The organism is Sphingobium sp. GW456-12-10-14-TSB1 (genome assembly GCF_059424385.1).
Genome location: NZ_JBWKZI010000001.1, coordinates 1,019,305 through 1,045,535 on the forward strand (window position 1 = coordinate 1,019,305; position 26,231 = coordinate 1,045,535).

Annotated in this window: 25 protein-coding genes, 1 tRNA gene and 2 pseudogenes; 13 read left to right on the forward strand and 15 right to left on the reverse strand. The window is 61.9% G+C overall.

Annotated elements, in window-relative coordinates; genetic code table 11:
- Positions 1 to 143: 143 nt before the first annotated feature.
- Both AC07X9_RS04970 and AC07X9_RS04975 read right to left on the reverse strand, forming a co-directional pair.
- Positions 144 to 926, reverse strand: a complete 783-nt coding sequence (locus AC07X9_RS04970; protein WP_086485628.1) for a DsbC family protein — start codon at positions 924 to 926, stop codon at positions 144 to 146.
- Entirely contained in the window at positions 913 to 1,221 is a 309-nt protein-coding gene (locus tag AC07X9_RS04975) for a hypothetical protein (protein WP_086485629.1), read from the reverse strand. Before AC07X9_RS04975 ends, AC07X9_RS04970 begins: the two co-directional genes overlap by 14 nt.
- Before the next feature lie 447 nt (positions 1,222 to 1,668).
- On the opposite strand from AC07X9_RS04975, the gene AC07X9_RS04980 reads away from it, so the two are divergent.
- Positions 1,669 to 2,085, forward strand: coding sequence for a helix-turn-helix domain-containing protein (locus AC07X9_RS04980; RefSeq protein ID WP_086485630.1), 417 nt, complete (start codon positions 1,669 to 1,671; stop codon positions 2,083 to 2,085).
- A gap of 131 nt (positions 2,086 to 2,216) precedes the next feature.
- Here the strand turns inward: AC07X9_RS04980 and dmeF are convergent, their stop codons facing one another.
- Both dmeF and AC07X9_RS04990 read right to left on the reverse strand, forming a co-directional pair.
- Positions 2,217 to 3,221: a CDF family Co(II)/Ni(II) efflux transporter DmeF gene (gene dmeF / locus AC07X9_RS04985; protein WP_086485631.1), complete on the reverse strand. Its 1,005-nt coding sequence runs from the start codon at positions 3,219 to 3,221 to the stop codon at positions 2,217 to 2,219.
- Positions 3,218 to 3,493 (reverse strand): metal/formaldehyde-sensitive transcriptional repressor, encoded by a 276-nt coding sequence (locus tag AC07X9_RS04990; protein WP_086485632.1) that lies wholly within the window; start codon positions 3,491 to 3,493, stop codon positions 3,218 to 3,220. Before AC07X9_RS04990 ends, dmeF begins: the two co-directional genes overlap by 4 nt.
- Before the next feature lie 431 nt (positions 3,494 to 3,924).
- On the opposite strand from AC07X9_RS04990, the gene AC07X9_RS04995 reads away from it, so the two are divergent.
- Positions 3,925 to 4,140 (forward strand): helix-turn-helix transcriptional regulator, encoded by a 216-nt coding sequence (locus AC07X9_RS04995; protein WP_086485633.1) that lies wholly within the window; start codon positions 3,925 to 3,927, stop codon positions 4,138 to 4,140.
- 330 nt (positions 4,141 to 4,470) lie between these two features.
- Here AC07X9_RS04995 and AC07X9_RS05000 read toward each other — a convergent pair.
- The 6 genes from AC07X9_RS05000 to AC07X9_RS05025 all read right to left on the reverse strand — a co-directional run bounded on the left by AC07X9_RS05000 (position 4,471) and on the right by AC07X9_RS05025 (position 8,795).
- Positions 4,471 to 4,538, reverse strand: a tRNA-Ser gene (locus AC07X9_RS05000).
- Between the two features lie 55 nt (positions 4,539 to 4,593).
- Positions 4,594 to 5,484 (reverse strand): COG3650 family protein, encoded by an 891-nt coding sequence (locus AC07X9_RS05005; RefSeq protein WP_139797263.1) that lies wholly within the window; start codon positions 5,482 to 5,484, stop codon positions 4,594 to 4,596.
- Positions 5,485 to 5,790: 306 nt separating this feature from the next.
- Positions 5,791 to 6,219 (reverse strand): DUF5655 domain-containing protein, encoded by a 429-nt coding sequence (locus tag AC07X9_RS05010; RefSeq protein ID WP_363331315.1) that lies wholly within the window; start codon positions 6,217 to 6,219, stop codon positions 5,791 to 5,793.
- A gap of 84 nt (positions 6,220 to 6,303) precedes the next feature.
- Positions 6,304 to 6,582: a hypothetical protein gene (locus AC07X9_RS05015; protein WP_254908048.1), complete on the reverse strand. Its 279-nt coding sequence runs from the start codon at positions 6,580 to 6,582 to the stop codon at positions 6,304 to 6,306.
- Positions 6,583 to 6,827: 245 nt separating this feature from the next.
- Positions 6,828 to 7,847, reverse strand: coding sequence for an IS110 family RNA-guided transposase (locus AC07X9_RS05020; protein ID WP_086485900.1), 1,020 nt, complete (start codon positions 7,845 to 7,847; stop codon positions 6,828 to 6,830).
- 126 nt (positions 7,848 to 7,973) lie between these two features.
- The gene (locus tag AC07X9_RS05025) at positions 7,974 to 8,795 is read right to left on the reverse strand and encodes an IS5 family transposase (RefSeq protein ID WP_086485634.1); all 822 of its coding nucleotides are present in this window, start codon (positions 8,793 to 8,795) and stop codon (positions 7,974 to 7,976) included.
- 180 nt (positions 8,796 to 8,975) lie between these two features.
- Between AC07X9_RS05025 and tnpA the strand changes: the two genes are divergently transcribed.
- The 8 genes and pseudogenes from tnpA to AC07X9_RS05065 all read left to right on the forward strand — a co-directional run bounded on the left by tnpA (position 8,976) and on the right by AC07X9_RS05065 (position 15,627).
- Complete coding sequence (tnpA, locus tag AC07X9_RS05030) at positions 8,976 to 9,404, forward strand: IS66-like element accessory protein TnpA (protein WP_236727400.1); 429 nt, start codon at positions 8,976 to 8,978, stop codon at positions 9,402 to 9,404.
- Positions 9,401 to 9,757, forward strand: a complete 357-nt coding sequence (tnpB, locus tag AC07X9_RS05035) for an IS66 family insertion sequence element accessory protein TnpB (protein ID WP_036527596.1) — start codon at positions 9,401 to 9,403, stop codon at positions 9,755 to 9,757. The genes tnpA and tnpB overlap by 4 nt, the downstream gene beginning before the upstream one ends.
- 31 nt (positions 9,758 to 9,788) lie before the next feature.
- Positions 9,789 to 11,312, forward strand: coding sequence for an IS66 family transposase (tnpC, locus tag AC07X9_RS05040; protein WP_036527593.1), 1,524 nt, complete (start codon positions 9,789 to 9,791; stop codon positions 11,310 to 11,312).
- A 161-nt stretch (positions 11,313 to 11,473) separates the two neighbouring features.
- Positions 11,474 to 11,722, forward strand: a pseudogene (locus AC07X9_RS05045) (transposase); the annotation flags it as partial.
- Positions 11,723 to 11,934: 212 nt separating this feature from the next.
- Positions 11,935 to 13,293, forward strand: a complete 1,359-nt coding sequence (locus AC07X9_RS05050) for an IS110 family RNA-guided transposase (protein ID WP_048578827.1) — start codon at positions 11,935 to 11,937, stop codon at positions 13,291 to 13,293.
- A 2-nt stretch (positions 13,294 to 13,295) separates the two neighbouring features.
- Positions 13,296 to 14,201: pseudogene (locus tag AC07X9_RS05055) on the forward strand (IS3 family transposase); the annotation flags it as partial.
- A 346-nt stretch (positions 14,202 to 14,547) separates the two neighbouring features.
- Positions 14,548 to 15,063, forward strand: a complete 516-nt coding sequence (locus tag AC07X9_RS05060) for a hemerythrin domain-containing protein (RefSeq protein WP_036527589.1) — start codon at positions 14,548 to 14,550, stop codon at positions 15,061 to 15,063.
- Between the two features lie 12 nt (positions 15,064 to 15,075).
- Entirely contained in the window at positions 15,076 to 15,627 is a 552-nt protein-coding gene (locus tag AC07X9_RS05065) for an alpha-ketoglutarate-dependent dioxygenase AlkB (RefSeq protein WP_036527586.1), read from the forward strand.
- An 11-nt stretch (positions 15,628 to 15,638) separates the two neighbouring features.
- On the opposite strand, the gene AC07X9_RS05070 is transcribed toward AC07X9_RS05065, so the two are convergent.
- From AC07X9_RS05070 to AC07X9_RS05090, 5 genes are read right to left on the reverse strand one after another with little or no spacing between them, the layout of a single operon-like run.
- Complete coding sequence (locus AC07X9_RS05070) at positions 15,639 to 18,800, reverse strand: helicase-related protein (protein WP_051586978.1); 3,162 nt, start codon at positions 18,798 to 18,800, stop codon at positions 15,639 to 15,641.
- 5 nt (positions 18,801 to 18,805) lie between these two features.
- Positions 18,806 to 20,983: a catalase gene (locus tag AC07X9_RS05075; RefSeq protein WP_036527585.1), complete on the reverse strand. Its 2,178-nt coding sequence runs from the start codon at positions 20,981 to 20,983 to the stop codon at positions 18,806 to 18,808.
- Complete coding sequence (locus AC07X9_RS05080; protein WP_081799107.1) at positions 20,970 to 21,617, reverse strand: PRC-barrel domain-containing protein; 648 nt, start codon at positions 21,615 to 21,617, stop codon at positions 20,970 to 20,972. Before AC07X9_RS05080 ends, AC07X9_RS05075 begins: the two co-directional genes overlap by 14 nt.
- A 60-nt stretch (positions 21,618 to 21,677) precedes the next feature.
- A complete protein-coding gene (locus AC07X9_RS05085) occupies positions 21,678 to 22,865 on the reverse strand; it encodes a zinc-dependent alcohol dehydrogenase (protein ID WP_036527584.1) in 1,188 nt (395 codons plus the stop codon).
- 4 nt (positions 22,866 to 22,869) lie between these two features.
- The gene (locus tag AC07X9_RS05090; protein ID WP_036527582.1) at positions 22,870 to 23,424 is read right to left on the reverse strand and encodes an SRPBCC family protein; all 555 of its coding nucleotides are present in this window, start codon (positions 23,422 to 23,424) and stop codon (positions 22,870 to 22,872) included.
- Positions 23,425 to 23,462: 38 nt separating this feature from the next.
- Between AC07X9_RS05090 and AC07X9_RS05095 the strand changes: the two genes are divergently transcribed.
- Genes AC07X9_RS05095 through AC07X9_RS05105 form a run of 3 tightly spaced genes read left to right on the forward strand, consistent with a single transcriptional unit; the run spans position 23,463 to position 26,102 of the window.
- Entirely contained in the window at positions 23,463 to 24,518 is a 1,056-nt protein-coding gene (locus tag AC07X9_RS05095) for an NAD(P)/FAD-dependent oxidoreductase (RefSeq protein WP_081799106.1), read from the forward strand.
- On the forward strand, positions 24,511 to 25,401 hold the full coding sequence (locus AC07X9_RS05100) for a YihY/virulence factor BrkB family protein (RefSeq protein ID WP_051586976.1): 891 nt from the start codon (positions 24,511 to 24,513) through the stop codon (positions 25,399 to 25,401). The genes AC07X9_RS05095 and AC07X9_RS05100 overlap by 8 nt, the downstream gene beginning before the upstream one ends.
- A 56-nt stretch (positions 25,402 to 25,457) precedes the next feature.
- A complete protein-coding gene (locus AC07X9_RS05105; protein WP_254894901.1) occupies positions 25,458 to 26,102 on the forward strand; it encodes a histidine phosphatase family protein in 645 nt (214 codons plus the stop codon).
- Positions 26,103 to 26,231 lie beyond the last annotated feature (129 nt).

The following is a 26,231-nucleotide window of genomic DNA, read 5'->3' on the forward strand; positions in this document are numbered from 1 at the left end:
TGAAGATGGGCCGCTCCGGGATCTGCTTGCCGGCATCGATGGGGATCGCTGTCGGCCGGCGGCGAGGCTGGACGGCCCGTCTCGGGTCTCGCCGCCGGCATGGGGCTGGCGCGGTGATCGCCGCACCAGGGATCGGGACGTGGTCAGCGCCCGGCATTGGCGAGCGCCTTCGTCCCGGCGAGGAACTCCTCGATCTCGGCCTGCCGGAAGCCGGAGATGATCTTGCCTTCCGCGATCAGCGTCGGCGTGCCGGTGATCGCGACGCTGCGCACGACGCCGGCGTCGGCTTCGACCCGCGCCTTGCCTTCCGCGCATTTGCGCAACTGCGCGGGAGCGGCACCGGCGTAGATCGCCTTGAACGCGGCTTCCTTGTCGGGCGAGCAATGGACATGCTCGGCCTTGGCGGCAGCCTCGGGATGGATGCCGGAGACGAAGAAGATGAGGCGGCGCACCGGCTTGCCCTCGGCGGCCTTTGCTGCCCAGAAGCGGTCGAGCGCGCGGCAGTAGGGGCAATCGGGATCAGTGAACTCGAGGACGACGGGTGCGCCTTCGGGGCCGATAGCTAGGGCCTTGCTGGTGTCGATCGCGGCGAGCTTCCTCGCCGCAGTGGAATTCTGCGCCAGCGCGGTCAGATTCTGCCCGTTGCGGTCGTAGACCTCCGCGAACAGCAGGTGCTCGCTCTCGGGCGCGTAGTAGATGATGCGACCACCCGCGCTCGCCTGGTAGATCGGACCCTTGACCGGCGCCGGTCCGAAATCCTCGAACTGGAGATTGGTGAAGGTCTGCCGCAGTTCGCTCTCGGCTTCGCGCGCCGCCGCGGCGAGCGGATCGGCTTGCTGCGCCGAGGCGGCGCTTTGGGCAGCGAGGATCAGAGGCAGGGCGAGGGCTGCTGCCCCGATCTTTGGCCCGAGCTTACGGATGCGCATGCGAAATCTCCTGAATGGCGCTAACCGGAGGTGAGAGCAGGCGCGCATCGAGATGCGTGCCCGATCCTACCGGGATGTGTTCACGGGCCGTGGCCGACAGGCCGCCGTTCTCCGCCGGGGCCGATGCCGCCGCGCGGATCACAAAGCCGTCCGCCGTCGCGGCGATGGTCCGATGCCGCCCCACGTCCGGCATGGAGCTGAGGCGCTGGGAGCGATTGTCCGGCGTCGCGCAGGCTGTCGTCGTAAGGACGAGGACGCCCAGGGCAGCCGTCATCGCTTTGGCAATCGGCTTCATGCACGACTCCATGTCGGCGCAACGCGCCAAGGTTAAAGTTACTTAACGATCCGAAGTATCAGGCCCGATTCGACTTGAGTTGTTCGGAACGAGGTTTGACTGATGGGATTCGAAGTCGATTGCAACAGGCCCCGGCAGCTGAGTGCCGCCAGCTTCGAAATTAGCCGGAATTGCTCGAAAATAGCTTTATTTCGGTATGATGGGTTCGTTCGCGCCGCTCTGTCGCACTTTCGGAAAATAAACTCCGAAACACCCCATTTTGGATGAATTCGGCAACGAAATGCCGACTATACCGTATTCGACTGGTGCGGGCACGTATTCATGCCTATTCGGTAGATATATTCCTCTAAAATCATCGGGATCTATTATTGCGGACGACCGTCTGGGCTAATTAGATATTTCGGGCGATCCATCGCGCCAGGACGCGTTGCTGCGGAGGACGAGATCATGGAGCCCGACGATAAATTTGCCGCCGTCGACACGTCGATCTTCAGGGAGATCAAGCTGCTGTCCGGCGAGCGGATCAGGCACGAGCGGAACCTGCGCGGCATCACGCAAATAGAGCTTGCCGCCAACATGGGCGGCAGCCCGCGCTGGATGCGCGAGATCGAGGCCGGGGCGCCGGGCACGAAGCTGGAGGATCATCTGAAAGCCACGCTCAGCCTCGGTATGCCGACGGGACATATCGCCTTCTCGATCCTCTTTGCGGGCCAGCGCATGCGGTTCCCGCGTCAGCTCATCTACGGCGATCTGCCCGCCATCGAGCGCAAGTGCATCGAGATGATATCGGATTCGGTGCTCACCGCGCTCAAGCAGGATCTCTCACCCCAATGGCGGCGCGGCGATGATTGCGGCCAGATATGAAACCCGCGACCGCTCCGAACTGCGGCGCATCTTCATCGAGCGGATATTGTTCGATCCGATTGACCCGCAGACAAATAGGGCCACAGCTGCTTTGCGATGATCGGCCAACGCAGCTGGATCCAGACCAACGGTCAGCGACTACACAGCCCGCATATGTGCCCGGTCTCTTCTCTGGCGGGGTGCGGCTCGATCGTGACGTGGACGAACTCGTCATGCACCCGGACCCGTCTGGCATAATCCCCGGGAGGCAAGGGTCGTTCCGCGACCAGAGCGACGATCGCGGCGAACTTGCCCGGACCCACCTGCCAGACGTGAAGATCGGTGATGCGGGCATCGCCGTCCTCGATCGCCTCGCGGATCTCGTCTTCAAGCTCGGTATTGGCGGCCGCGTCGACCAGCACGGCCGAGCTGTCGCGCAGCAGGCCGAATGACCAGCGGGCGATCACGACCGCACCGACGACTCCCATGGCGGCATCCATCCAGCGCCAGCCGAGAAACAAACCGGCAAGCAGCGCGGCGATCGCCAGCAGCGAGGTCAGCGCGTCGGCGAGGACATGGAAGTAGGCCGCGCGCAGATTGTTGTCGTGCTCGTGATGATGGCGATAATGCCCGTGATGGTCGTGCGCATGATGATCGTGATGGCCCTCGTGACCGTGGCCATGATGATGGCTGCCGAGCAGCCAGGCGCTGACGAGGTTCACGATCAGGCCGAGGATCGCGATCCAGATCGCCTCGACATAGGCGATGTCGGCGGGCGCGAAGAGTCGCCGGACCGACTCGATGCCGATACCGAGCGCGATGATCGCCAGCACGAGGGCGCTGGCAAAGCCGGCCAACTCGCCGACCTTGCCGGTGCCGAAAGTGAAGCGCGGATCGCGCGCATGGCGCCGGGCATAGCCATAGGCGAAGGCCGCGACGCCGAGCGCGCCCGCATGGGTCGCCATGTGGAAGCCGTCCGCGAGCAGCGCCATCGATCCGGTCAGATAGCCGGCGGCGATCTCGCCGATCATCATCGCGAAGGTCAGCACGACGACGATGCGGGTGCGCCGCGCATTCTCGTCATGGCTCGCGCCCAGGAAGTTGTGATCGTGCGCGAGGGTCTCGGCGCTTCGCAAGACGTCCGTATCGCGAGTCATTTGGAATAGCGCCGGATCACGGTTGTCAGCTCCGCGGCGCCGGCCGCGCGCTCGGTATCGTCAAGGCCGGGCCGTGCGACATGCTCATTGAGATGCTCGACGATGATCTCGTCCATCAACCCGTTCACAGCGCCGCGCACCGCCGCGACGAGTTGGAGAATATCGGCGCAGGGCGCCTTGTCAGTGAGGCCGCGTTCGACCGCTGCGACCTGTCCTGCGATGCGTTTGACCCGCGCCATGAGATCGGAGTCGTTTCGAGATGTGTGTGCCATACTATACCCCCCTATATTATTTAGGGACAGGCTGACAACTGTTCCGGGCGGGCGGTGGCATACACCGGAGCTAAGCGACGAGATCCCGCCGCGGGAATGATAAGCGAGAACGCAATATGCGGCATTTGCTTGCCTGAAAGCGCGATCTTCGTCCTTTGGAAGCCGCTCCGGAAATGCTAGATTGGCTGCGCGTCATGGCCTGCCTGCGTTGCCCACAGGGTAGCAATCCATGCGCTATTCCCATGCGGACTCATACGATCAGCTTCGGCGAACGCGTTCGCGTAATGGCCGGATGGCGGTCCAACCGTTCCAAATCGGCCGGAAGGGAAGGGAGAGGGAAGGAAGCGGAAGCAGCGGACAGACAACTGTCGAAGACCCCAATCCCTCAACCACAACACTGAAGTCGGCAGGCGACCCGATCGGACGTTGCAATGCGTAATCTGCTGGCATTCTCCGATCTAAAGGCGAAGGATATTCCTTTCACCCGCCAGCATGTGGCACGCTTGATCAAGCAGGGGCGCTTTCCCGCACCGATCAAACTGGGCGTAGGCACGAACCGCTGGATAGCTTCCGAGATCGATGACTGGTTGGATCAGCGAAAGGCCGCCCGGGATGAGGCTCTGGCATCGCGGCCAGGAAACCCATAGTCAATTTTCACGATAGCAGACCGAACGTCCGCTAGTTCCGAACGGTGCGCAGGCAAAGCCTTCCCCGAACGTCGCTTGCGAATCGGCTTTCCGTGAGCAGCATAAGGCTCGTTCACAAGCCAGGGCTAGATGCCTCAAGTCAGGTCTTGCACGGCAGATTTTGAGGTCGGCGCACGCGAACAAGGCGTCACTGGCAGGAACATTCCCGAACCTCTGGGAGCCTCGCATCACGTGAAATCTGCTGCACAGTTTGCTGCACACCAGCGGAATCTTGATCGAAAATCGACCTTAGGTTACTGTGACAAGTCACTGAAATTATTAAGAAAGTAGTGGTGGACGCACTTGGGCTCGAACCAAGGACCCGCTGATTAAGAGCGGCTTTTCGTCCGCATGCTTCCGCATGGATGCGGGCATGTTTTGGGTCAGCACTCAGTTTGAACCAGCGACCCCGACTTACATCGGTTCGGCGCACCCTTTCCGGCGCTCGCCATGGGCCAGCAGCTCGACCGCCACAGGGTAGCTCATGTCCGACATGCCATCGGAACAGCCGGGCGCCGCACGGGTCCGCAGTTCGAACGGGCGCCCGTCAAGCGCGCCTGTCCACACACCGCCCTCCGTTGTGGGCGTGAACCGGGTCCAGACGCGCGTGCCTTTCTGGTCCTCCGGGTGGGAATAAGTGACGCAGCGCCCTTCGATCCGCACGGCCCAGAACGGTTCTGTTCCGATTGCGCGCAGGGGCTGGGCCGAAAACTCCCGGCCGTCCTGAACGAGGCAGGGGCTGACCGGACGGTCTGGCAATGCCGCGCGCGGCGCAACTTCGGATGCCTGGCCGCGGCAAGCAGCGACGAACGACGCGACAATCGCGGTGGGTACGGCAGGGTGGGGACCGCTGGTCTGGGGGCCATAGCTTGCCGACACCGGGCCGCCTATCAGCGCCGCGAGGTTGGCCGGAACCGCTCCCGCCGCGCTGACACCGCCAAGTCGGCGATCGCGGCGGAAATCTGCGACAAGCGCTTCCACTTCGCCGCCACTGCCAAATGACAGCCGCTCCTCGCTTCCGATCGACGTAAAACCGGGCAGGTTGACTTGCAGCCGGTTTCCTCCCGAAGGGCAAGTGAGAGACAGGATCGGGTTGCCAGTTTGTGCCTGCAGGACCAGTACACTGGCCTCAGCGCTTGGCTGCAAGACCCAATGGGCATCTGTTCGCTTTGCCGGATCGGCCGTTGGAGAGTCCGACTGCTGGGCATCCGCTGCCGGGGCGATGCTGCCGCGCCGAGTAGGCTCCTGACGATCACAGGAGCCCAGCAGCAGCACAGCAATGATGATCGGAAGTAGGTTGCGCATCCGGACCTCCATGCACGGGAAGGGGCGGTTGATCCGCAAAGCGAGTCGATCTGTTCAATTTTGCCCGCGCTGCTCCCCGGGAAATCGGGACATTGCGCTCGCCAGCCTTTCCATGCTGTTCCTCCTCGAACGGTTGAAGCCGCTGTGGGGTAGCCGATTGCTGGAATAGGTTGGGTTTTGACCCCGGTCATGGCAAAACCGGACTTAGCAGGTCACCCTACAAAAATGTTACGATCAGATCCGACCCCGCTTCGGCTCAGTCCGCCATATGCATCACCGCAACTGTCATCTTCTGGCTATGATCAGTCACGTAGCAGATGTCCATGCCTCCCGCAGCCACTCCCGAACCTGGTGGTCGATCTCTGTTGCGCCATTGATCTCCAGGTGATGGGTGAAGCTTCCTGGCTCGGGCTCGACTATTTCCTTCCAGCGCAGAGATCGGTCTCTTCGCTGTAGGAAAATGCTCAAAACCAGCGGTGGATGGCTTCCGCTGAGATATTGGTTCCGCCGCCAAACAGCGGCAAATGGGTACTTCCGATAAAACCCGATCTGACTTTTCGATACGCGCCGATCTGCTTCGCCAACTGCTCTCACCGCAGAGTCCATTGAGGAGAATATCGAGCGGGCGTCCGCGTCCGACCCTAGATAGTCGCTCTCATCCACGCAAACGACCCTGCAACTGCTTCCGCTCAGTTCGTTGGCAGAGCGGGGAATGCTCCAGTAGGTTGCTAACACATATTCTTAGCGACCATCGCCCCCTGAATGCTTCAAATTAGGGCGAACTGAGCCACAACAAAATCATCAATGGGGCCTGAGAGCCTAGATGACGCCAAAGGCTGTCATGGCAGCTGCTACACGCTCAAACCCTGCGATATTTGCGCCCAGAACATAGTCGCCAAGGGCGCCGTATTCCTCGGCGGTCTCGGCACAGGTATTATGAATGTTGCGCATGATGGCGGCGAGGCGTTCCTCGGTTTTCTCGAAGCTCCAGCTATCGCGCGAGGCATTCTGCTGCATTTCCAGGGCTGAAGTGTAAGTGCTGTCCTGCCCCCATCTTGCGTGCGTAAGAGTCTTCTGTGGTTGCCGCCCGTGAGGCAAGAAGTATTTGAACCGGTGAACAGGTGATCGAGCGCGGTCTTCTGTCAGGCCTTTGATTGCAGCGTTTTCCAGAAGCCGCTGGCCGGTATGGTGATCCGCGGATCAGGTCCAAATCTGATTCACGAGCTCGAAACTCGGGACTCTTAACTGGTTTTCCTGATCCAGATCTGTTCGATCATTTTGCCCATTCGGGTCGTCGCCTTCTCACTCCCCCTTACCAGCTTGGGCCTTGCGCAGCCTTTCTATCAGGCGGCGATTGCCGTTGCCGGGGTTCGATAATCTTCCTGTTTCGTCAACATCGCCCAGATCATCCGGGCCATCTTGTTGGCCAATGCGATTGCCACCAGCATCCGTGGCTTGCGCGCCAGCATGCGGGCTAGCCACGATGTTTCTGAGATCGATTTTCGGCCCATCCAGTTCAATCGCGACATGGCGCCCATGATAAGCAGCTGGCGAATGTCGCTTTGCCCGGCTTTGGAGACGCGGCCATGACGGGTCTTGCCTCCGCTCGAATGCTGTTTCGGCACCAATCCCAGCCAAGCGGCAAAGTCCCTGCCGCATTTGAAGCTCTCCATTGGCGGGGCAAACGCTTCGACTGCCAGAGCCGTCATCGGCCCCACTCCAGGCATGGTCTGTAGCCTTCGAGCCATGTCTGCTTGCCCTGCCAGATCCTTGATCCGGCGGTCGCTTGTCGCAATCCGCACGGTCATTGCTTCGATCTGCTCCAGCAAATCGCGGCATTCAATCCGGGCAATCTCAGGCAGATCGCTGTTGGGCTCGGTGATGATCGCGGCGATCCGGGACACGTTATTGATGCCCTGCGGCACCACATGACCGAGCTCGTAAAGAAAAGCGCGCAGCATGTTGACCAGTTCGGTGCGCTGCTGAACTAGCCGGGTCCGCGCCCGGAACAGCATTGCCCGACCTTGCTGCTCGGCTGATTTTGGCTCGACGAAGCGCATTTCCGGTCTCTGGGCGGCGATCACGATCGCCTCGGCGTCTGCCGCATCATTCTTCTGCCGCTTCACAAACGGCTTCACGTATTGCGGCGCAATCAGCTTCACCTCGTGGCCCAGGCTGGTCATCTCGCGGGCCCAGTAATGCGCGCTGCCACAAGCCTCCATCACAACCACCGCACGAGGCTGCTCGGCCATAAACTTGAGGAAACTCTGCCGCGACAGCTTTTTACAAAACCGAAGCTGACCTGTCATCGACGCGGCATGCAGCTGAAAAACAGCTTTTGCCAAATCAACCCCGATCATCATATCCTTTGTCACGGTTGCCGTCCTTTCCGCTCAGTGGCCTTTCAACACCACTATCTTGGCACATTGCGATGCCGTCTGGGGAGGGCGGCAACCACCCCATCTGATTCAAAATTATCGTCTTTGATTTCATGCTCTTGCGATACGGCGGATGAAGATCTGGATTGAGGCGATGAAGAGCCAAGCGGTGGCCGATGCGATGGTTTGCTCGAAGTCCTTGGCAAGGCGGCGGTTGCGATTGAGCCAAGCCAGTGTGCGTTCGACGACCCAACGGCGTGGGAGAACCACGAAGCCTTTTGTGGCATCGGATCGTTTGATGACTTCGATGGTCCATTTTCCGATCCGGCGCAGCGCGTCTTTGAGCTTGTCACCGGCATAGCCGCCATCGGCGAAGACGTGCCGCAGCCACGGGAAGCGCTTGATGATCTCAGCGAGCACCAGCGGCGCACCGTCACGGTCCTGGATGTCGGCAGTGTGGACTACGGCATGGACGAGATTGCCGTCGGTATCGGTCAGGATATGGCGTTTGCGGCCCTTGGTCTTCTTGCCTGCGTCATAGCCACGAGGTCCGCCGCTTTCCGTGGTTTTGACGCTCTGGCTGTCGATCACCCCGGCGCTGGGCGAGGCCTCGCGGCCTGCCGCCTCGCGCCCGATCAGCAGCAGGGCATGGTTGAGCGAGAGCCACAGCCCATTGTCGCGCCACAGGTAGAACCAGCGCCGCACCGTGGAGACCGGCGGAAAACACGGCGGAAGCATCCGCCACGGCAGACCCCCGCGCAGCAGGTACAGGATCCCCTCGACAATCCGCCGCATCGGCCACTTGCGCGGGCGCCCCACATGCGATGCTGGCGGGAAGAACGGTTCCAAGAGCGCCCATTCGTCATCGGTCAAATCGCTTGGCAAAGCCAGTGCCGCACGGGCATACTGCGCCCGAGTGGTATCGGTCCACATCGTTGGTCTCCGGAAGTTTTCGCAAAAACCCCTGAATCAACGACTTGGGATGGCGTCAAGCTAACCCGCTGATACCACTCAACTTAATTTCGGATCAGGCTCTAAAGCGCAGCGTTGAGTCTCCGCGCCCTGATTGGGCTGGAGCACGCTGCTACTATGATAATCTCGGGTGATGATCCTGTGAGTAGGGGCGCGCAGCGGTTCGAGGTGTTCTCGGGCGCGGGCAAGCGCCGGGAGTGGCCGGCGGAAGTGAAGGCTTCGATTGTCGCGGAGTGCTATTCTGGCCGCGAGGGCGTCAGCGCCGTGGCGCGCCGGCATGGGCTTGATCCTTCTCAGGTCTATGCCTGGCGGCGGGCTTTCTGTGATCGGTTCGACGCCGAGGGCGTGGCTCTGCCAGCAGCAGGGCCGCAAGCGGCCGCGTTCGTCCCCGCCGTCATCGACCCAAGTGCACCGCCGGATCCCGCGCCGATGCGTCGTTCCCGCAAGCGTCGCCGTTCGAAGGCGAGTGCGGTCGAGCTGGAGATCGACGGTGTGGCGGTAAGGATCGGTCGCGGCGCCGATGCTGGCATGATTGCCGCAGTCATCGAAGCGCTCAGGGCGACGCGATGATCGGACCGGGCGCTGGCGCGCGCGTGATGGTGGCGACGCGTCCGGTGGATTTCCGCAAAGGGCCTGACGCCCTGGCTGCTCTAGTCGGCGCCGAGTACGGCGGTGATCCCTATTCGGGCGTGATCTACGTGTTCCGGGCGAAGCGCGCCGACCGGATCAAGCTCGTGTGGTGGGACGGCACCGGCCTGTGCCTGATGGCCAAGAAGCTGGAGTCCGGCGGGTTCAAGTGGCCGGGCATCCAGGACGGCGTAATGCGCCTGACGGCGGCGCAACTCGGCGCCTTGCTGGAAGGCCTGGACTGGCGCCGGGTGCATGGCGGGCGACGTCCGATTGCCCCGCAGATTGCCGGTTGACCAGGCCAGTCAACGCTGATTCACTGCCTCCATGCTCATGGAAGCGGACCTTCCCAACGACGTCGAAGCGCTGCGTACGCTCGTCCTCGAACAGGCCCGTGAGCTTGATGCTCTCAAGGTTTTCCAGGCTGAGGTCGAACGCCTGAAGGCGATCATCGACGCCTTGCAGCGTCACCGTTTCGGCCGCCGATCCGAACAACTCGATCCCGATCAGCTCCAGCTTGCCCTGGAGGAAGTCGAGACGGCATTGGCCGAGGCCGAGCACGCCCGGGACAAGACAAGTCGGGCTCAGGCCCAGCGCTCGCGCAAGACCAACCGCGGTTCGCTGCCGGCGCATCTCGAGCGGATCGAACAGGTCGTCGATGTCGAGGACAAGGCCTGCCCCTGTTGTGGCGGTGCGCTCCACCAGATCGGCGAGGATGTGGCCGAGCGCCTCGATGTGGTGCCGACCACCTTCCGCGTGCTGGTCACGCGCCGGCCGCGTTACGGCTGCCGTTCCTGTGAAGCCGCGGTCGTGCAGGCGCCAGCACCGGCGCGGATCGTCGAGGGCGGCATTCCCACCGAGGCGCTGATCGCCCAGGTACTGGTCGCCAAGTACGCCGATCACCTGCCACTCTACCCTCAAGCCCAGATCTACGCCCGGCAGGGCATCCAGCTCGATCGGTCCACGCTGGCCGACTGGGTGGGACGGGCAGCATGGTACTTGCGCCCCTTGCGCGATGAGGTCCTCAAGCGATTGCGACGATCAGAACGGCTGTTTGCCGACGAGACGACGGCACCGGTGCTGGATCCGGGGCGTGGGCGGACCAAGACCGGGCAGCTCTGGGCCTACGCCCGCGATGATCGCCCATGGGCTGGCGGCGATCCGCCGATGGTCGCCTATGTCTACGCCGCGGATCGCAAGAGCGAGCGGGCAGAGGCGCACCTCGGCAACTTCGCGGGCATCCTGCAGGTCGATGGTTATGGCGGCTACGCCGCGCTGGCCAGACGCCGGCAGCAGGTCCAACTCGCCTTCTGCTGGGCCCATGTCAGACGCAAGTTTTACGAGCTTGCCGACACGTCGCCAGTCGCAACCGAGGTGCTGCATCGCATCGCCCTGCTATACGCCATCGAGGATGAAGTGCGCGGCGAGCCTGCCCAGCAGCGTCGGTTGGTCCGCGGCGAACACAGCCGCGTCATCATCGACGATCTGCACCATTATCTCGAAGCCCGGAACCGCCAGGTCAGCCCCAAGGCCAAGCTCGGCGAAGCGATCCGCTACGCGCTCACCCGCTGGGACGGCCTCTCACGGTTCCTCGACGATGGTCGTGTCGATCTCGACAACAACGCCGTGGAACGCTCGATCCGTCCGCTCGCACTCAACCGGAAGAATGCCCTGTTCGCCGGCTCGGACGAAGGCGGCGACAACTGGGCGGTGATCGCCACGCTCATCGAGAACTGCAAGCTCTCTGGCATCAACCCGCACAACTGGCTCACTGAGACGCTCACCAGGCTCGCCAATGGTCACCCGGCCAACAGCGTCGGCGACCTCATGCCGTGGACCACCGTGGGCTGAGCACAGCGCTTACGCTGAAGTCGCAACTCCGCCGGCTGAAATGTAGGTCAGCGAAAATCAGCAGAGGAGGAAGAAAATGAGCGCATTGGAAAACCTGAAGACTGAGTAGCCCCCAGGTTTCTGGACGCCTTCGATCCTAATTTTGAGGACAGGAGGCGACGATGGGGAAGCCCAATTTCAGCGATGAGTTCAAGCGTGATGCGGTGGCTCAGATCACCGAACGGGGTTATCCGGTAGCTGAGGTGTCGCAGCGGCTCGGCGTCAGCCAGCATTCGCTGTATGCCTGGAAGCGGCAGCTGGCGAAGGTTGTGTCCGGCGATGCCAGCAAGGACGCCGAGATCCGCCAGTTGAAGCGCGAACTGGCCCGGGTGACGGAGGAGCGCGACATCTTAAAAAACCGTCGCCGGCTGAGCCCGCCTGTGCGCGGTAGAAACGGGTCGTGCTATGGTGCGGTCGGGAGGGTCGCGGCCGATGGCTTATTGGAGGCATGATACCCCGTTAAAAAACGTGGCCCGTGGGTGTTTGCGTACTTGAGAGTGGTGACGCCGTCTTGCGGCGATCCCGGTTAGGAAGATGACGTTTAGCATCGCCCATACCCTCCTGTTTTGAAGGAGGACTTGGAATGGAACGATCAAAATCCGGCGCGTTGTCTATGGTCAATCCGCGCGCCGCTGCCATCGACATCGGGTCGACTATGCATATGGCGGCCATAAATCCCAACGCCGACGATAATCCGGTACGAGCGTTTGGCACATTCACCGGCGATCTCCATGATATGGCCCGCTGGTTCAAGACATATGGCGTCACTACTGTCGCGATGGAATCGACCGGTGTTTACTGGATTCCGGCCTATGAAGTGCTTGAAGGACACGGCTTTGAGGTGATCCTGGTCAATGCGCGATATGCCAAGAATGTACCGGGTCGCAAAACCGACGTCAGTGACGCTGCATGGTTGCAACGCCTGCACAGCTACGGGCTGCTGCGGGGGAGTTTCCGTCCCGAGGCGGGCGTGGCGACCATGCGTGCCTATCTGCGGCAGCGCGAGCGGCTGATCGAATATGCTGCCTCACATATTCAGCACATGCAGAAGGCGCTGATGGAAATGAATGTGCAACTCCATCACGTCGTCTCCGACATTACCGGCGTGACAGGAATGCGGATAATCAGGGCCATTGTGAGCGGGGAACGTACGCCCAGCACGCTGGCACAAATGCGCGACGTCCGCTGCCACGCGACTATTGAGACCATCTGTGCGGCATTATCGGGGAACTGGCGCGACGAACATATCTTCGCGCTTGGCCAGTCTCTGGCCCTGTTCGACTTCTACCAAACCAAAGTTCTCGAATGTGATCGAAAGCTTGAGATCGCACTCAAGGCGCTCGAAATCAACGAGGGACATGATGTTCGCCAACTCCCAAAAGTCCGGACCAAAAGGCGACAGGTGAACACGCCCGACTTCGAGGTCCGGTCAGCGCTCTATCGCGTGCTGGGCGTCGACCTGACACAGATCCACGGAATCGGCCCTTCGCTCGCGCTCAAACTGGTTGGCGAGTGCGGCACCGATCTTGCCGCATGGCCCAGTTCGAAGCATTTTACGTCTTGGTTGTGCCTGGCACCAGGCAACAAGATATCGGGGGGTAAGTTGCTGTCGTCCAAAACCCGACGATCTTCGAGCCGCGCTGCAGCACTCCTGCGTCTGGCCGCAACCACCATCGGTCGAAGTGACACCGCGCTGGGCGCTTTTTACCGAAGGCTGTCGGCGCGCGCTGGAAAAGCAAAAGCGGTCACCGCAACCGCACGCAAAATCGCCGTGCTGTTCTATAACAGCCTGCGCCACGGCATGGCGTATCATGATCCCGGCGCCTCACAATATGAGGAGCGCTATCGCAGTCGGGTGATCGGAAATCTGCAGCGCCGCGCCAAGGCCTTCGGCTTCATCCTGCACGAAATGCCTGGGGAGCCTGATATGGCTGTTTCTTAGGAAGCCACCGCGTATTTCGCTTGAGATGCAAAGTGAGATACGCGTTCATTGCCGAGCATCGCGATCGCTTTGGCGTGCGGGCAATGTGCCGCTGCCTCGCCGTGCAGCCCAGTGGTTTCTATGCTTGGCAGAAGAGCCCGCTGAGCCAGCGGGCTCGGGAAGATGCTCGGCAAACGGAGCTGCTACGGCGGGCCTGGAACGATAGCGGCAAGGGCTATGGCTACCGCAAGCTGCACGACGACCTGCTGGATCACGGCGAGACCTGCTGCCCCAACCGTGTTGCGCGGATGACCAGGCTAGCAGGTATCAGAGCGCAGGTCGGCTACAAACGCCGGCCTGGCAGCTATGGCGGCAAGCCGTCCCTGGCGGTCGACAACACTCTGGATCGCCAGTTCGACGTGGCTGCGCCAGACCGGGCTTGGGTGACGGACATTACCTACATCCGCACCATGGAGGGCTTTGCCTATCTGGCCGTCGTGATCGATCTCTACTCCCGCCGGGTGGTGGGCTGGTCGATGCAGAGCCGGCAGACTACCGACGTGGTGCTGCAGGCGCTGCACATGGCGGTATGGCGGCGCAAGCCGAAGCAGCGGGTGCTGATCCACTCGGACCAGTGCTCGCAGTTCACCAGCATGGACTGGGCTGCGTTCATCCGGTCTCACAACCTTGAGCACTCGATGAGCCGACGCGGCAACTGCCATGACAACGCCGTCGCCGAGAGCTTCTTCTCCTCGCTCAAGCGCGAGCGCATCCGGCGCCGGACATACAAAACCCGCGAAGAAGCCCGACAGGACGTGTTCGATTACGTCGAGATGTTCTACAACCCGGTGCGCAAGCAGGTCAGGAACGGGATGCTGTCGCCCGCCCAATTCGAACGGCAGCAGATTTTGAAAGCGGAAGGCGTCTAGAAAACTAGGGGCTACTCACACCCCGATCTACCAGAACAAATTGAAAGCTATCCGCCGAGAACAAATAGACCTCGCTGGCCGCATCCTCGACGATACGGCCTAGCGCGATCCGCGCCAATTTCGTCCCGCTGCGGCAAAAGGTCTGATCTCCTGGCACAACGCCGTGCTATAGAACGCGCGAGCCTCAAGAGCAATGATGGCACCAACGCTGCATCGCATCCAATTCCTTCAAGAACAGCGCCGGCCTCTGCAGGTCAATGAGTACTCGCCATATTATCTCTACTGACCCTACACTGCGGGGAACTCCAGCGCATCTGATAAGTTTATCCGCCGAAAGGAGCTTCCCATGGCCACCTCTTCCAAAGCAAAACCCAAAACCGGCGCGCGTGCCACGCGAAAGGCGAGCAAGGAGCAGAAGCGACCCGCCGACGCGATCAAGCTGCTCAAGGACGACCACAAGGAGGTCAAAGGCTGGTTCGAGGAATTCGACAAGACCGACGATGATGCGCGCAAGCAGGAACTGGCAGACAAGATCTGCATGGCGCTGACCGTCCATGCGACGATCGAGGAAGAGATTTTTTACCCGGCGGCTTATGAAGCCCTTGATGACGATGATCTGCTCGATGAAGCAGAAGTCGAACACGCGAGCGCTAAGGCGCTGATTGCAGAAATCGAGGCCAGCCAAGTCGGTGAACCGCTGTTCGACGCCAAGGTTACGGTGCTCGGCGAATACATCGATCATCACGTGCAGGAGGAAGAAAAGGAACTCTTCCCCGAATGCCGCGCCAGTGGCATGGATCTCAAAGCACTGGGCGAGCAGCTCGCGGCGCGCAAGGCGGAGTTGATGGCTGCCCAAGGCTGATGTCAGTCCAAGGTGAATGATGATTTCTTCGGCCCGGCCATTCCTGGCCTGTTCCTGATTGAAGATCTCGTTGATGAGGCCGCTCAGCTGAGCCTTATCACCGAGATCGAGGAAACGTCGCTTGCGCCTTTCAGGTTCCAGCAATGGACTGGAAGGCGCGAGACGGCCTCTTACGGGCTTCACTACGATTTCACCGCGTCTACGTTAAGTGAAGCCGAAGCTTTCCCTCCTTGGCTCGACAAGCTGGCAAGGATGGTCGAGGCGAAATGTGAACTGCCGGGCCGGTCCATTGTTCATGCCTTGCTGACCCGTTATCCGGTGGGCGCGGCGATAGGTTGGCACCGTGATCGTGCAATCTTCGGTGAAGTGTTCGGCATCTCGCTTGGCACCGAGGCCTTCCTCCGATTGCGGAGGCGGCAACCGGCCGGCTTCTCACGCTATTCCCTGCCTCTTCGGCCCGGCTCGCTTTACAGGTTGAGCGGTGAGGCCAGAACCCAGTGGGAACACAGCATTGCCCCACTCCAACAGCTTCGATGGTCGATAACGCTGCGGACGCTCGCTTAGGCCATCACCCTCTATCTACCGATCGTTTCCACGGGGGGTACCGTATCTACTTCCATCATCTCCAGCAGGATTTCCTCTACCCTGGTCAATCGCGCGTGCGGATCGCTCATCTTCTCGCGGACCAGGAAACGGCCGTCCACCAATTGGGCGCTGGGGTGGGGCGATGACTTTGGCGGTTCACCGCGCGGGTTTAACGCGATGGCGGCGCGCCCGGCGTCAATCCTTTCAATACCCAGAATTTGCGCAAGAAGGCGCACCCTTGCTACAGACAGCAACACTTGCGTCTCCTTGGGGATAGCGCCGAACCGGTCTTCCAACTCCTCCTCGAAGAGATCCAGAGCGGCGAGATCTGTCAGCCGCGCCAATCTGACATAAAGCTGCAGCCGCAGATCCACTTCCGGGATCCAGCTTTCGGGCAAGGCGCCATGGACTCCTAGTCTCAAGTCAGGCGCGGGGAGCGCGCTGGTCTCGCCGCGAGCCTCGCGGAGCGCCGCTTCCAGCATGTGCTGGTAAAGCTCGACGCCAACCAGTTTCATATGCCCGGTCTGGCTGTCGCCCAGCAGATCTCCGCCGCCGCGCAGATCGAGGTCGCGCGCGCTGATTGCAAACCCGGCACCAAGGCGATCCAGCGCTTCGAGTGTCCGCAAGCGCTTCGCGGTCGCCTCGCTGATCGGATGACCGGCGTCCGTGAGCAGCATGATCTGCCCGCGCCGACTGCCACGTCCGACCCTGCCTCGAAGCTGATGGAGCTGCGACAGACCGAACCGGTCCGCACGCCAAACGATCATTGTATTGGCGCGGGGGACGTCGAGCCCTGCCTCGATAATGTTGGTGGCAAGCAGCACGTCGCCTCGACCGTCTGCGAACTCGGTCATTACGGTATCGAGTTCTGCTGCGGACAGCTTGCCGTGCGCGCAGACCACCGTGAGTTCAGGCGTCAGCTGCCCAAGCTTGGCTTCGATCGCCGCCATGTCCGCGATCCTTGGGACCACGACAAAGCTTTGCCCCCGCCGGGCCCGTTCCCGCAGCAGCGCGGCCCGGACGCTTGTATCGTCCCAATCGCTCACCACCGTGCGGATTGGCTGCCGCCGCGCAGGCGGAGTTGCGATAACCGATAGCTGTTGTAAGCCCACCAGCGCGTTCTGGAGCGTCCGGGGTATCGGTGTGGCGCTGAGCGCCAGGAAATGGCCGCTGTGCAGCGCGCGCAGTCTGGCCTTGTGGGCCGCGCCGAAGCGTTGCTCTTCATCAAGGATGACCAGCTGCAGGCTGCGATACCGGACGCTCTTGCCAGCGACGGCGCTTGTGCCGACGACGATTCCGATCGACCCGTCGGCAAGACCGGCCAGCGCTGCGCGCTTTTCGGCGGGCGTCGATGAGCTTGACAGCATTGCGACAGTCACGCCGGTCCCCTCGAACCGGGCCCGGAACAGTTCGTAGTGTTGGCGCACAAGCACAGTCGTCGGCGCGGCCAGCACGACCTGCCCGCCCGCCAGCGCGGCAAACGCCGCAGCGCGCAGCGCAACCTCGGTCTTGCCGTAACCGACATCGCCGATGACGAGCCGGTCCATCGCGGTGCCGGAAGCGAGGTCGGAACGGATGGCGTCGATGGCGCGGGTTTGGTCTGCCGTTTCCGAATAGGGGAAGCCAGCCACGAACCGTTCGTAGACATCCGGGTCGGCCGCGATTGCCGGTACAGTTCGTGCCGCACGCTGATGGGCCAGCGCAATTAGCGCTTTGGCTGTCTCAGCAAGCTCGCCGTCAAGCGTCTCTCGGCGTTTGATCCAACTCGACCCGTCCAGCTTGTCAAGAGCCACCGCCTCGGGGTCGGCGCCGTAACGCCAGATGCGACCGGCATCGCTGACCGGTACCAGTCGGCGAGCTGCGCCAGCAAATTCAAGCGCGATGGCGTCCTGCTCGCTGCCCTCGAGCAGGGGCAAAGGTTCGATCCCGCTGATTACCGCAATGCCGTGATCCTCATGGACGACAACGTCGCCGCAGCGAAGGTCGCCCAATCCATCGAACCCGTTTTCTTGATCTACCGACCCAGCTTCAGCTTCCGCACGGCTACCGAGCAAATCAGCTGCGGTAACGGCGATGATCTTGTCACGTACAAAGCCTCTGTCGCACGTCATTTCAAGTGCCGCGAACGCACCTGATGGGAGCGCTGCGACGTCTGCCCAACTGGCGAGCATGATGCAGTCGCGCTTCAATTTTTTGGCAATACGCGGACGCAGGAACCGCAGATCGCGGTCGCTGCCCAGCAAGATGAGGCGGGCATCCCTCTCCAGCAGGGGCACTACGAACCGGGACAGGGCACCCAGGGGAGCCCGCTCCTCGACGAACCGCGAAATGGCCCCAATGTCGTCGGTGGCCCAGTCGAGCCGGTCGTGGCCGGTCGTTGCCGCACGCCATTCTTCCTCGCCGATCATGTCGGCGGGGACTCGGCCATGCCGTGTCACATCCGCGGCAAGGGCCAGCAGCCCGCGATGGCGCGACGCAACCTTGTTTTCGAGGACCAGGGCCGCGCCCGCAGGGCAATGAGCGAGGAGCGTTACCCCGCCCACCGCGCTTGGCTCAGCCACACGGCCGATTTCGACGGCAGTCAGATCGTCCAGGCTGCGCTGGTCAACCGGATCGAAGCTACGCAGGCTGACAATCCGTCCATCGCCCGCTTCGATGCGAACCGGCAGCGTACGATCGGCCGGGAAGACATCGGCCACATTACCCCGCACCGCAACTTCACCCGGCTCATCGACCCGGTCATCGATAACATACCCCAGTGCTTCGCAATCGCTTTCAAAGCTTTCGAGATCGAGCAGATCGCCCACACCAAGGACAGGTGGAGCGGGGTCGAACGCGTTGGGCGGAGCGTAACGTCGCGCAATGGCTTCGGCACTTGCCAGTACGACGCACGGCTTCTGGCACGTACCCTGAACCTTGCCGCGGATTTGCCGCAGCGCCGCGACGCGCGCGCCAGCATTCCCTGGAGACGCCGGAGCCTCTTCACCGGGCAAGGCGTCACTGGCGGGGACCAGCACGACCGCAGCTTGGGGGGCAGCCGCGCTGACGGCGGCGGCCAAAGCCACCGCCGTCTGTTCGCTATCGGCAATGTAGACCAGATCGCCGTGCTGCAAATGCTCGGCGATCCGTGTGGCAACCGCTGCCTGGCTCACGGCACTCAGGCCATTGCATCCAGATCGACGGTCACTTCTCGCGGCCAGAACCGCAGGGCTGCGCAAGCTGCAACAAAAGCCTTGGCATCCTTGCCCGATCCCAGCGCGACACAGCCTTCGTCGAGCTCGGGTGGAATGCGTGCGGCGGCAAACAGCGGCTCGGCATCCGCGCCGACTCCAATGAACTTGCAGTGCGCAAAGGCGTCGGACACGAAATCCTTGGCCGGAGCATCCTGGGCCAACAGGACCGCACCCTCCGCCGAAGGCAGCACCGCCACCGCATCGTAGAGCACCGATGGACCGCCATCGATCTTCTGCTTGGCCGCGACAGCATCGCCGTTGTCGAGGACGACACCGCCGATCTTGGGCGCGATCACTTCCCATACCGCGCCTGCGGCTTCGACTGCGCCAGTGAGCGCCGCGAACAGAGCTCCGTCCGACCCATCGGTCAGCAGGATGCCAAGCTTGCGGCCCTTGAAGCTGTCCGGACCATTGGCAAGGATGCTGAGCTTGTCCGAAGTGGGCAGGTCGAGCGTAGGCTTTGCAGCTTTTGCGGGATCGGGCAGCGCCATTCCGAGGCCATTGGCGACCGAGGCCGCAAGATCCTCGTCAATGTTGCGCAGGTGCGAGACAGCGCGCGCACGAATGTCGACGCGTGTGACCTTGCTCAATTCGAACACCAGCGCATCGCCAAGGTGCTTCTGTTCGATCGGCTGCTGGCTGAGATAGAACATTCGCGCCTGGCTGTAGTGATCGGCAAAGGTCTCCGACCGGAGACGGGCTTTCGGGCCTTCGACGTCAGCGGCGAAACTCTTGAATCCCAGTTCCGGATTCTCACGCGGACCGCCTTCAGGGCCCCACGAGTTTGGCTCGTAGTTGGCCCGTCCCTTGGGATTGACCATGGCCATATGGCCGTCCTGCTGGAAATGCATCACCGGGCAGCGCGGAGCGTTGACCGGTATGTGGGTGAAGTTCGGCCCGCCAAGACGCTTGAGCTGGGTGTCGAGGTACGAGAAATTGCGCCCGTGCAGCAGCGGATCGTCGCTGAAGTCGATTCCAGGCGGCACGTTGGCTGTGCAGAACGCGACCTGTTCGGTCTCGGCGAAGAAGTTGTCGACGTTGCGATTGAGGGTCAGCGTACCGATCAGCCGGACGGGCACGTCTTCCTCGGGGATCAGTTTGGTCGCGTCGAGATGATCGAACGGTAGCCCATCGGCGGTCGCCTGGTCGAAGAGCTGGACGCCGAGGTCCCATTGCGGGAAGTCGCCGCTGTCGATTGCTTCCCACAGGTCGCGGCGATGGAAGTCGGGATCGGCGCCATTGATCTTGACGGCTTCGTTCCACACCACCGATTGCAGGCCCTGTCGGGGCTTCCAGTGGAATTTGACGAAGGTGGACTTACCCTCGGCATTGATCAGGCGGAATGTGTGGACGCCGAAGCCTTCGATCGTGCGGTAAGAGCGCGGAATGGTGCGGTCGGACATCTGCCACATCACCATGTGCCAGGCTTCGGGCATCAAGCTGGCGAAATCCCAAAAGTTGTCATGCGCCGACTGCGCCTGCGGGAAGCCGCGGTCGGGCTCCTCCTTGACTGCGTGGACCAGATCAGGAAATTTGATCGCATCCTGGATGAAGAACACCGGGATGTTGTTGCCCACAAGATCCCAGTTGCCCTCCGCCGTGTAGAGCTTGACCGCGAAGCCGCGCACATCGCGCGCGAGGTCGAACGAACCGGCCCGGCCGGCGACGGTCGAGAAGCGCACAAAGGTCTCGGTCTGCTGACCGACCCTTGAGAGCACGTCGGCTGTGGTATAGTCAGCCAGGCTGTCGGTGAGTTCAAACACGCCGTGGGCACCTGTGCCGCGCGCGTGGACGACTCGCTCGGGAATGCGTTCGTGGTCGAAATGGAAGATTTTCTCGCGGAGCTGAAAGTCCTCCAGCAAAGTCGGGCCGCGTGGCCCCGCGCGCAGGCTATTCTGCCCGTCGCTGATCGGGATACCCTGCTGCGAAGTCATGGTTGCGGCAGGATCGCTGGTGGTCTGGTGGGTTTCTCCGCCGTTGCCCTGGGGCTCAGCATAACTGGTCGGCAGGTCCGACTGGGGCGGCAGTTTGGGTGCCTTCTTCGGCGTCTCGCCCTTCTGTTTCGATTTGTCGGAACGCTGGGCTTTATCAGGCTTGGGCATGGAAAAATCCTTTGGAACTGGAGGCAAACGAGAGATCATGGGAGTTTGAGGCGAGCGCTGGAGGCGCAACGGCAGGCCAGGCTTTCTCGTCGATTGGCGCAATGGCAGTGATTTGCTCGGCACTCAGATCACAGTGGATGCCATCACTTTCGAACGCGAGAAGGTCGGGCGCTATCGCCCGCAGGGTTTCGCCGGCACCGCCCACCCCGCCTTGGGATATGACGACATAACTCAGTGTCCGGCTTTCGCAGTCGTGCATGGTATCGACTACCGTCCCGACCTTCTCACCCCTTCCGTCAAAGACATTCGCGCCGATCGCGGACGCACCTGAATAAAGCGAGGGCACGTGCGCGCGCGCCCGGCTGCGCTGCTCCGCCAATTCGCTACCCGTTTCGTGCCGGGCCTGCCGCCCGAGCCAGCGCCACACGCCGAACAGGTTAACAAGCAACAGAAAACCGTTGGTGATCGCCAGGCTTGGTTGCTCGGTGGTCAGGCCCACTGCAGCCCAGGCAACCGATCCGACGGTAAAGACGACAAATCCCCACCCCGTGATTTTTGTCCCCAGATTGGCGGCTGTCATCATCGCCGCAATCATGGTCGCAGCTGAAGCAATCCAGGCGGCGACATCAGGCATTGCGGTACAACTCCCTAGTCTCGCCCAAGGTAGGGCACGGGAACGATCAAATGGGCGGACTTACGTCGCTGTCGACAAGCCAGGCTTGAGCACGACCTTGGTCGCCTCGTTCTGCTGATCGTGGAACAGCTTGTACCCTTCAGCAGCATCTTCGAGCGGCAAGCGGTGGCTTATCAGGAAGGTGGTGTCGATCTTGTCCTCAAGCACCGCAGCAAGCAGCGCGGGTAGATACTTCTGAACGTGGGTCTGCCCGGTGCGAAGCGTCAGGCCCTTTTCCATAAGAGCTCCGAGCGGAAACTTGTCGACGAACCCGCCATAGACTGCAGGCATCGACACCCGGCCGCCCTTGCGACAGGCGATGATGGCCTGGCGGATCGCATGGGTGCGCTCGGTGCCGAGGAAGGTCGAGGCCTTGATCTGGTCGACCACGTTATCGACGAACAACCCGTGCGCTTCGAGGCCCACCGCATCGATCACCGCATCGGGGCCGATCCCGCCGGTCATCAGCATCAGCGCCTCATAGGTATCGCTCTCTTCGAAATTGATCGTCTCTGCCCCGAAACGGCGCGCCAGTTCGAGCCGCTTGGGGAAGTGGTCTATCGCGATCACCCGCTCGGCGCCGAGCAGGAACGCCGACTGGACCGCAAACAATCCGACCGGGCCGCAACCCCATACCGCCACGGTATCGCCTGGCTCGATGTCGCAGTTTTCCGCCGCCATCCACCCGGTTGGCAGGATGTCCGACAGGAACAGCACCTTGTCGTCCTCGATCCCTTCGGGGATCACGATGGGGCCAACGTCGGAGAATGGCACACGCACATATTCGGCCTGGCCGCCCGAGTAGCCGCCCGTCATATGGCTGTAGCCGAACAGCCCGGACATCGGCTGTCCGTAGGCTTCGCGCGCGATGTCCTGGTTGTCGGCGGGCAGGCCATTGTCACACGCCGAGAACTGTGCCTTGCCGCAGTGGTAGCAGCTGCCGCAAGCGATAGTGAACGGCACCACCGCGCGCTGGCCGATCTTCAGCGTGCTTTTCGGGCCGATCTCCACCACCTCACCCATAAACTCGTGGCCCAGAATGTCCCCGGCCTGCATCGTCGGGATATAGTGATCGTAGAGGTGCAGGTCCGAACCGCAGATCGCTGTAGACGTGACCTTGATAATCGCGTCGCGCGGGTTGACGATGCCGGGATCGTCAACCGTTTCGACGCGGACATCATGCTTTCCGTGCCAGGTGAGTGCGCGCATCGGCTTATCCTTCCTGCTCGGCAAAGATCGCCGGATTGCGCGCCGCCGTCGCGATTTCGCCGGTTTCGAGCAATTGTTTAAGGCGCCGCAGGTCGCGGCGGGTCTGGATCGACGGTTCGCGCTGAAACAGTTTGGCGACCAGCTTTCCCAGGATGCCGCCAGGCGGCTCATACGCGATTGTTGCAGTTACGACGGTGCCACGCGCGCCGGCTTCCGCAAAAGCTACCCGCCCACTGTTGGTGACATCGCCGCCGTCTTCGGATTGCCAAGTGAGGGATTGTCCTTCGATCTCGTCGATAATCCGGGAATCCCATTCGTAGCGGCTGTCGGCCGGTCCCTTTACAACCCAGTGCGAGCGTTTGTCGTCGAGCACATCGATACGTTCGATATTCTCCATAAATTGCGGCAGCTGTGCGAAGTCCCGGAAGAAAGCGTAGACCTCGCTGGCCGGGCGATTGATGGTGACGCTGCTCGCGAGAAGCTGGCGGGAACCCTTGGTGTCCTTGGACGTGACCACGGCGGCGTCGTCGCGGGGATGAGATTTTTCGGTTTGGAACATGGCCCCTTTAACGGCTCCCAATAGCGCGAGTTCCGACGATGCGTGAAGAAAACACGGGCGCAACTTGGCGGAACCAAAGACCTGCCAATGTGGTTTTACGCACACGACACTGCGCACAGTCGGGGGAACCTGCCATCGATACTTATGACATCGCGATTGTCGGAGCCGGACCTGCCGGGCTCAGCGCTGCGCTCTATGCCGCCCGTTATTGCCGTAGGACGCTCGTCCTGCACGACGGCACCGCGCGCGCCTCACGAATTCCTCTTACACACAATGCGCCCGGATTTGATGCCGGTATTGCCGGAACCGATCTGCTCGAGCGAATGACGCGTCACGCCCAAAAGTTCGGTGCACAGCTGGTCAAGGCGCGGGTGGTGAAGCTCACAGCGCCCGAGAGCCAGTTCCTACTGGAGGACGAAAAGGGTGCGATCTGGTCGGCTCGGGCTGTGATCCTTGCCACCGGACTTGAGCTGAACCAGATCCCGCTCGATGACGAGATGCACGAAACTGCCATCGCCAACGGCGTCCTGCGTTACTGCCCGGTCTGCGATGGCTTCGAGCATAAGGGTGCCCGGATTGCGGTGCTCGGCTGCGACATATCAGGCGCTGCTGAGGCTCTATTCCTGTCGACTTATTCGGACGACGTAACACTTCTTCCGCGGCGCGAAGTTGAACTGACCCGGGAGGAGCAACGCGATCTTGGACAGGCCGGCATCAAAGTCGTTTCGGAGGCGGTATCCCGTTTCGAACCCACAAAATGCGAGATGCGTCTTCATTTCGAAGATCAATCTGAGCCGCTCGCCTTTGACGTCCTTTATCCCGCACTGGGGTGCAGACCCCGCAGTGTCCTTGCCCGTCAGCTCGGTCTGGTGATCGAGGAGTCCGGCAAGGTCGCCGCCACCGCCCCCTTGGGCACCGAAATACCGGGCCTGTTCTGTGCAGGCGATGTGGTCGATGGCCTCGACCAGATCAGCGTCGCGATGGGCCACGGAGCGATGGCCGCCACCAGGGCGCACAACTGGCTGCGGGCCTCCGATGGCGACACGGTGGAAGCGGTGCTGGATCTGGATGGGGGCAACACAGCGCATGGCTAGTGCAGGGAGTTCCGGCGCCCCGTGGCGCCTGGGCTGGCCCGTCTGGTCGCGGGTGCTCAAGGATGCATGGCGGGACAGCGGCGAGGATAACCTTGGTTTGATTGCGGCCGGCGTTGCCTTCTATGGCTTCCTCTCGCTGGTGCCCGCGCTTAGTGCGACGCTGTTGCTTTATGGGCTGTTCGCGTCTCCGGAGATGCTTGGTGACGCATTGCTGTCACTCAGCAAGCACCTGCCAGCAGAGGCTGCCAAAGTCGTTGGCGACCAGATCGCTTCGCTTGTTGCCGCGCCGTCTGCTGGCAAAAGCTGGGGTGCCGCTATGGCACTTGGTCTTGCGATATATGGGGCGACTAAGGGTGTAGATGGTCTGGTGACCGCTTTGACCATTGCCTACGACCTTCAGGAATCGAGAAACTGGCTCCACCGGACCGCGACCATACTGGCATTGACCTCTGGCGCTGTCATTTTTGTCGTCGTCTCGCTCGCGGCCGTCAGCGCGCTCAACCTTCCGGCAGCGCTGCTTCCAGTCGCGTTCGACACCGCTTGGCTTCTGGCCATTGCGGGCAGCGCGCTGCTGCTGGCAACAGGTACACTTGCCGCGGCGGCCTTGTTCCGCTTTGCGCCGCCGCCTCCCATTCGGCAATTTTGCTGGCTCAGTCCCGGTGCCATGTTTGCCGCGCTGGGCTGGTTTGCCGTGACTTCTGGCTTTGCCTGGTATGCCGCGAACTTCGGTAATTATAGCGCAACCTGGGGAGCACTGGCGGGCATCGTCGTCCTTCTGACCTGGCTCTATCTTTGCGCGTTTATTCTCCTCCTTGGAGCGGAACTCAACGCCCAGCTCGACGCTGTAACGCGAGGTACTGCCAGCTCGGAGAAAGACAAATGACCCCTCGTTGGCCATCGATCTAGTGGGTAGTCCGTCATGGCCAGAGTGCAGGCAATGTGGCGCGCGACGCGGCCCATGGCGAGGGTATCCCGCGGATCACTCTCACCCACCGCCATGTCGATGTGCCGCTTTCCGACCTGGGCCGCGAACAGGCGGCAGCGCTCGGACGCTGGTTCGCGTCGTTTGAACCAGACGCTCAACCGGAAATCCTGCTCGCGTCGCCCTATATACGCGCGGTCCAGACCGCCAAGCTGTTCGGCGCCGCTGGCGGCTACGATCCGCACGAGCCCATCTGCATCGACGAGCGGCTGCGCGAGAAGGAATTCGGCATCCTCGACGGATTGACCACAGCAGCCGTCGGCGAATTGCAACCCGAGCAGGCGGCGTTTCGCAAATTGCTCGGCAAGTTCTACCACCGTCCGCCGGGCGGCGAATCTTGGGTAGATGTCATCTTCCGCCTGCGCGCGCTGTTGGACACCGTGTCGTTACACAACGGCGGGCGGCGGGTGATGATTGTGGCGCACCAGGTGGTGGTGCTGTGCCTGCGGTACATCATCGAGAACATGTCTGAAGACCAGATTCTGGCGATCGACCGCGAGGGAGATGTCGCCAACTGCGCGATCACCGAATATCGTCTCGATGATGCGCAGGGCCGTGATGGCAAGTTGTGCTGGCACGCTACAACATTACTGCACCAATGACCGAGCAGGCGACTTCGGTCACTGCGGCCCCGGACAAGATTGTCGCGGCGCGTGGCTGAAGAAGTCCGCCCCCTCGACAGCGATTGGCTTCGGGCGCATCCGCTTCCCGTACCCGACAATGCGGCCGAC

Bases quoted from the DNA above. Each gene is read 5' to 3' on its own strand.
- AC07X9_RS05005 (WP_139797263.1), bottom strand. From the start codon at position 5,484: ATGCGCAACCTACTTCCGATCATCATTGCTGTGCTGCTGCTGGGCTCC.
- AC07X9_RS05100 (WP_051586976.1), top strand. From the start codon at position 24,511: ATGGCTAGTGCAGGGAGTTCCGGCGCCCCGTGGCGCCTGGGCTGGCCC.
- AC07X9_RS04980 (WP_086485630.1), top strand. From the start codon at position 1,669: ATGGAGCCCGACGATAAATTTGCCGCCGTCGACACGTCGATCTTCAGG.
- tnpB (WP_036527596.1), top strand. From the start codon at position 9,401: ATGATCGGACCGGGCGCTGGCGCGCGCGTGATGGTGGCGACGCGTCCG.
- AC07X9_RS05050 (WP_048578827.1), top strand. From the start codon at position 11,935: ATGGAACGATCAAAATCCGGCGCGTTGTCTATGGTCAATCCGCGCGCC.
- AC07X9_RS05075 (WP_036527585.1), bottom strand. From the start codon at position 20,983: ATGCCCAAGCCTGATAAAGCCCAGCGTTCCGACAAATCGAAACAGAAG.
- AC07X9_RS05090 (WP_036527582.1), bottom strand. From the start codon at position 23,424: ATGTTCCAAACCGAAAAATCTCATCCCCGCGACGACGCCGCCGTGGTC.
- AC07X9_RS05060 (WP_036527589.1), top strand. From the start codon at position 14,548: ATGGCCACCTCTTCCAAAGCAAAACCCAAAACCGGCGCGCGTGCCACG.
- AC07X9_RS05095 (WP_081799106.1), top strand. From the start codon at position 23,463: ATGCGTGAAGAAAACACGGGCGCAACTTGGCGGAACCAAAGACCTGCC.
- AC07X9_RS04975 (WP_086485629.1), bottom strand. From the start codon at position 1,221: ATGAAGCCGATTGCCAAAGCGATGACGGCTGCCCTGGGCGTCCTCGTC.
- AC07X9_RS05085 (WP_036527584.1), bottom strand. From the start codon at position 22,865: ATGCGCGCACTCACCTGGCACGGAAAGCATGATGTCCGCGTCGAAACG.
- AC07X9_RS04990 (WP_086485632.1), bottom strand. From the start codon at position 3,493: ATGGCACACACATCTCGAAACGACTCCGATCTCATGGCGCGGGTCAAA.
- AC07X9_RS04970 (WP_086485628.1), bottom strand. From the start codon at position 926: ATGCGCATCCGTAAGCTCGGGCCAAAGATCGGGGCAGCAGCCCTCGCC.
- tnpC (WP_036527593.1), top strand. From the start codon at position 9,789: ATGCTCATGGAAGCGGACCTTCCCAACGACGTCGAAGCGCTGCGTACG.
- AC07X9_RS04995 (WP_086485633.1), top strand. From the start codon at position 3,925: ATGCGTAATCTGCTGGCATTCTCCGATCTAAAGGCGAAGGATATTCCT.
- AC07X9_RS05080 (WP_081799107.1), bottom strand. From the start codon at position 21,617: ATGCCTGATGTCGCCGCCTGGATTGCTTCAGCTGCGACCATGATTGCG.
- AC07X9_RS05025 (WP_086485634.1), bottom strand. From the start codon at position 8,795: ATGTGGACCGATACCACTCGGGCGCAGTATGCCCGTGCGGCACTGGCT.
- dmeF (WP_086485631.1), bottom strand. From the start codon at position 3,221: ATGACTCGCGATACGGACGTCTTGCGAAGCGCCGAGACCCTCGCGCAC.
- AC07X9_RS05020 (WP_086485900.1), bottom strand. From the start codon at position 7,847: ATGATGATCGGGGTTGATTTGGCAAAAGCTGTTTTTCAGCTGCATGCC.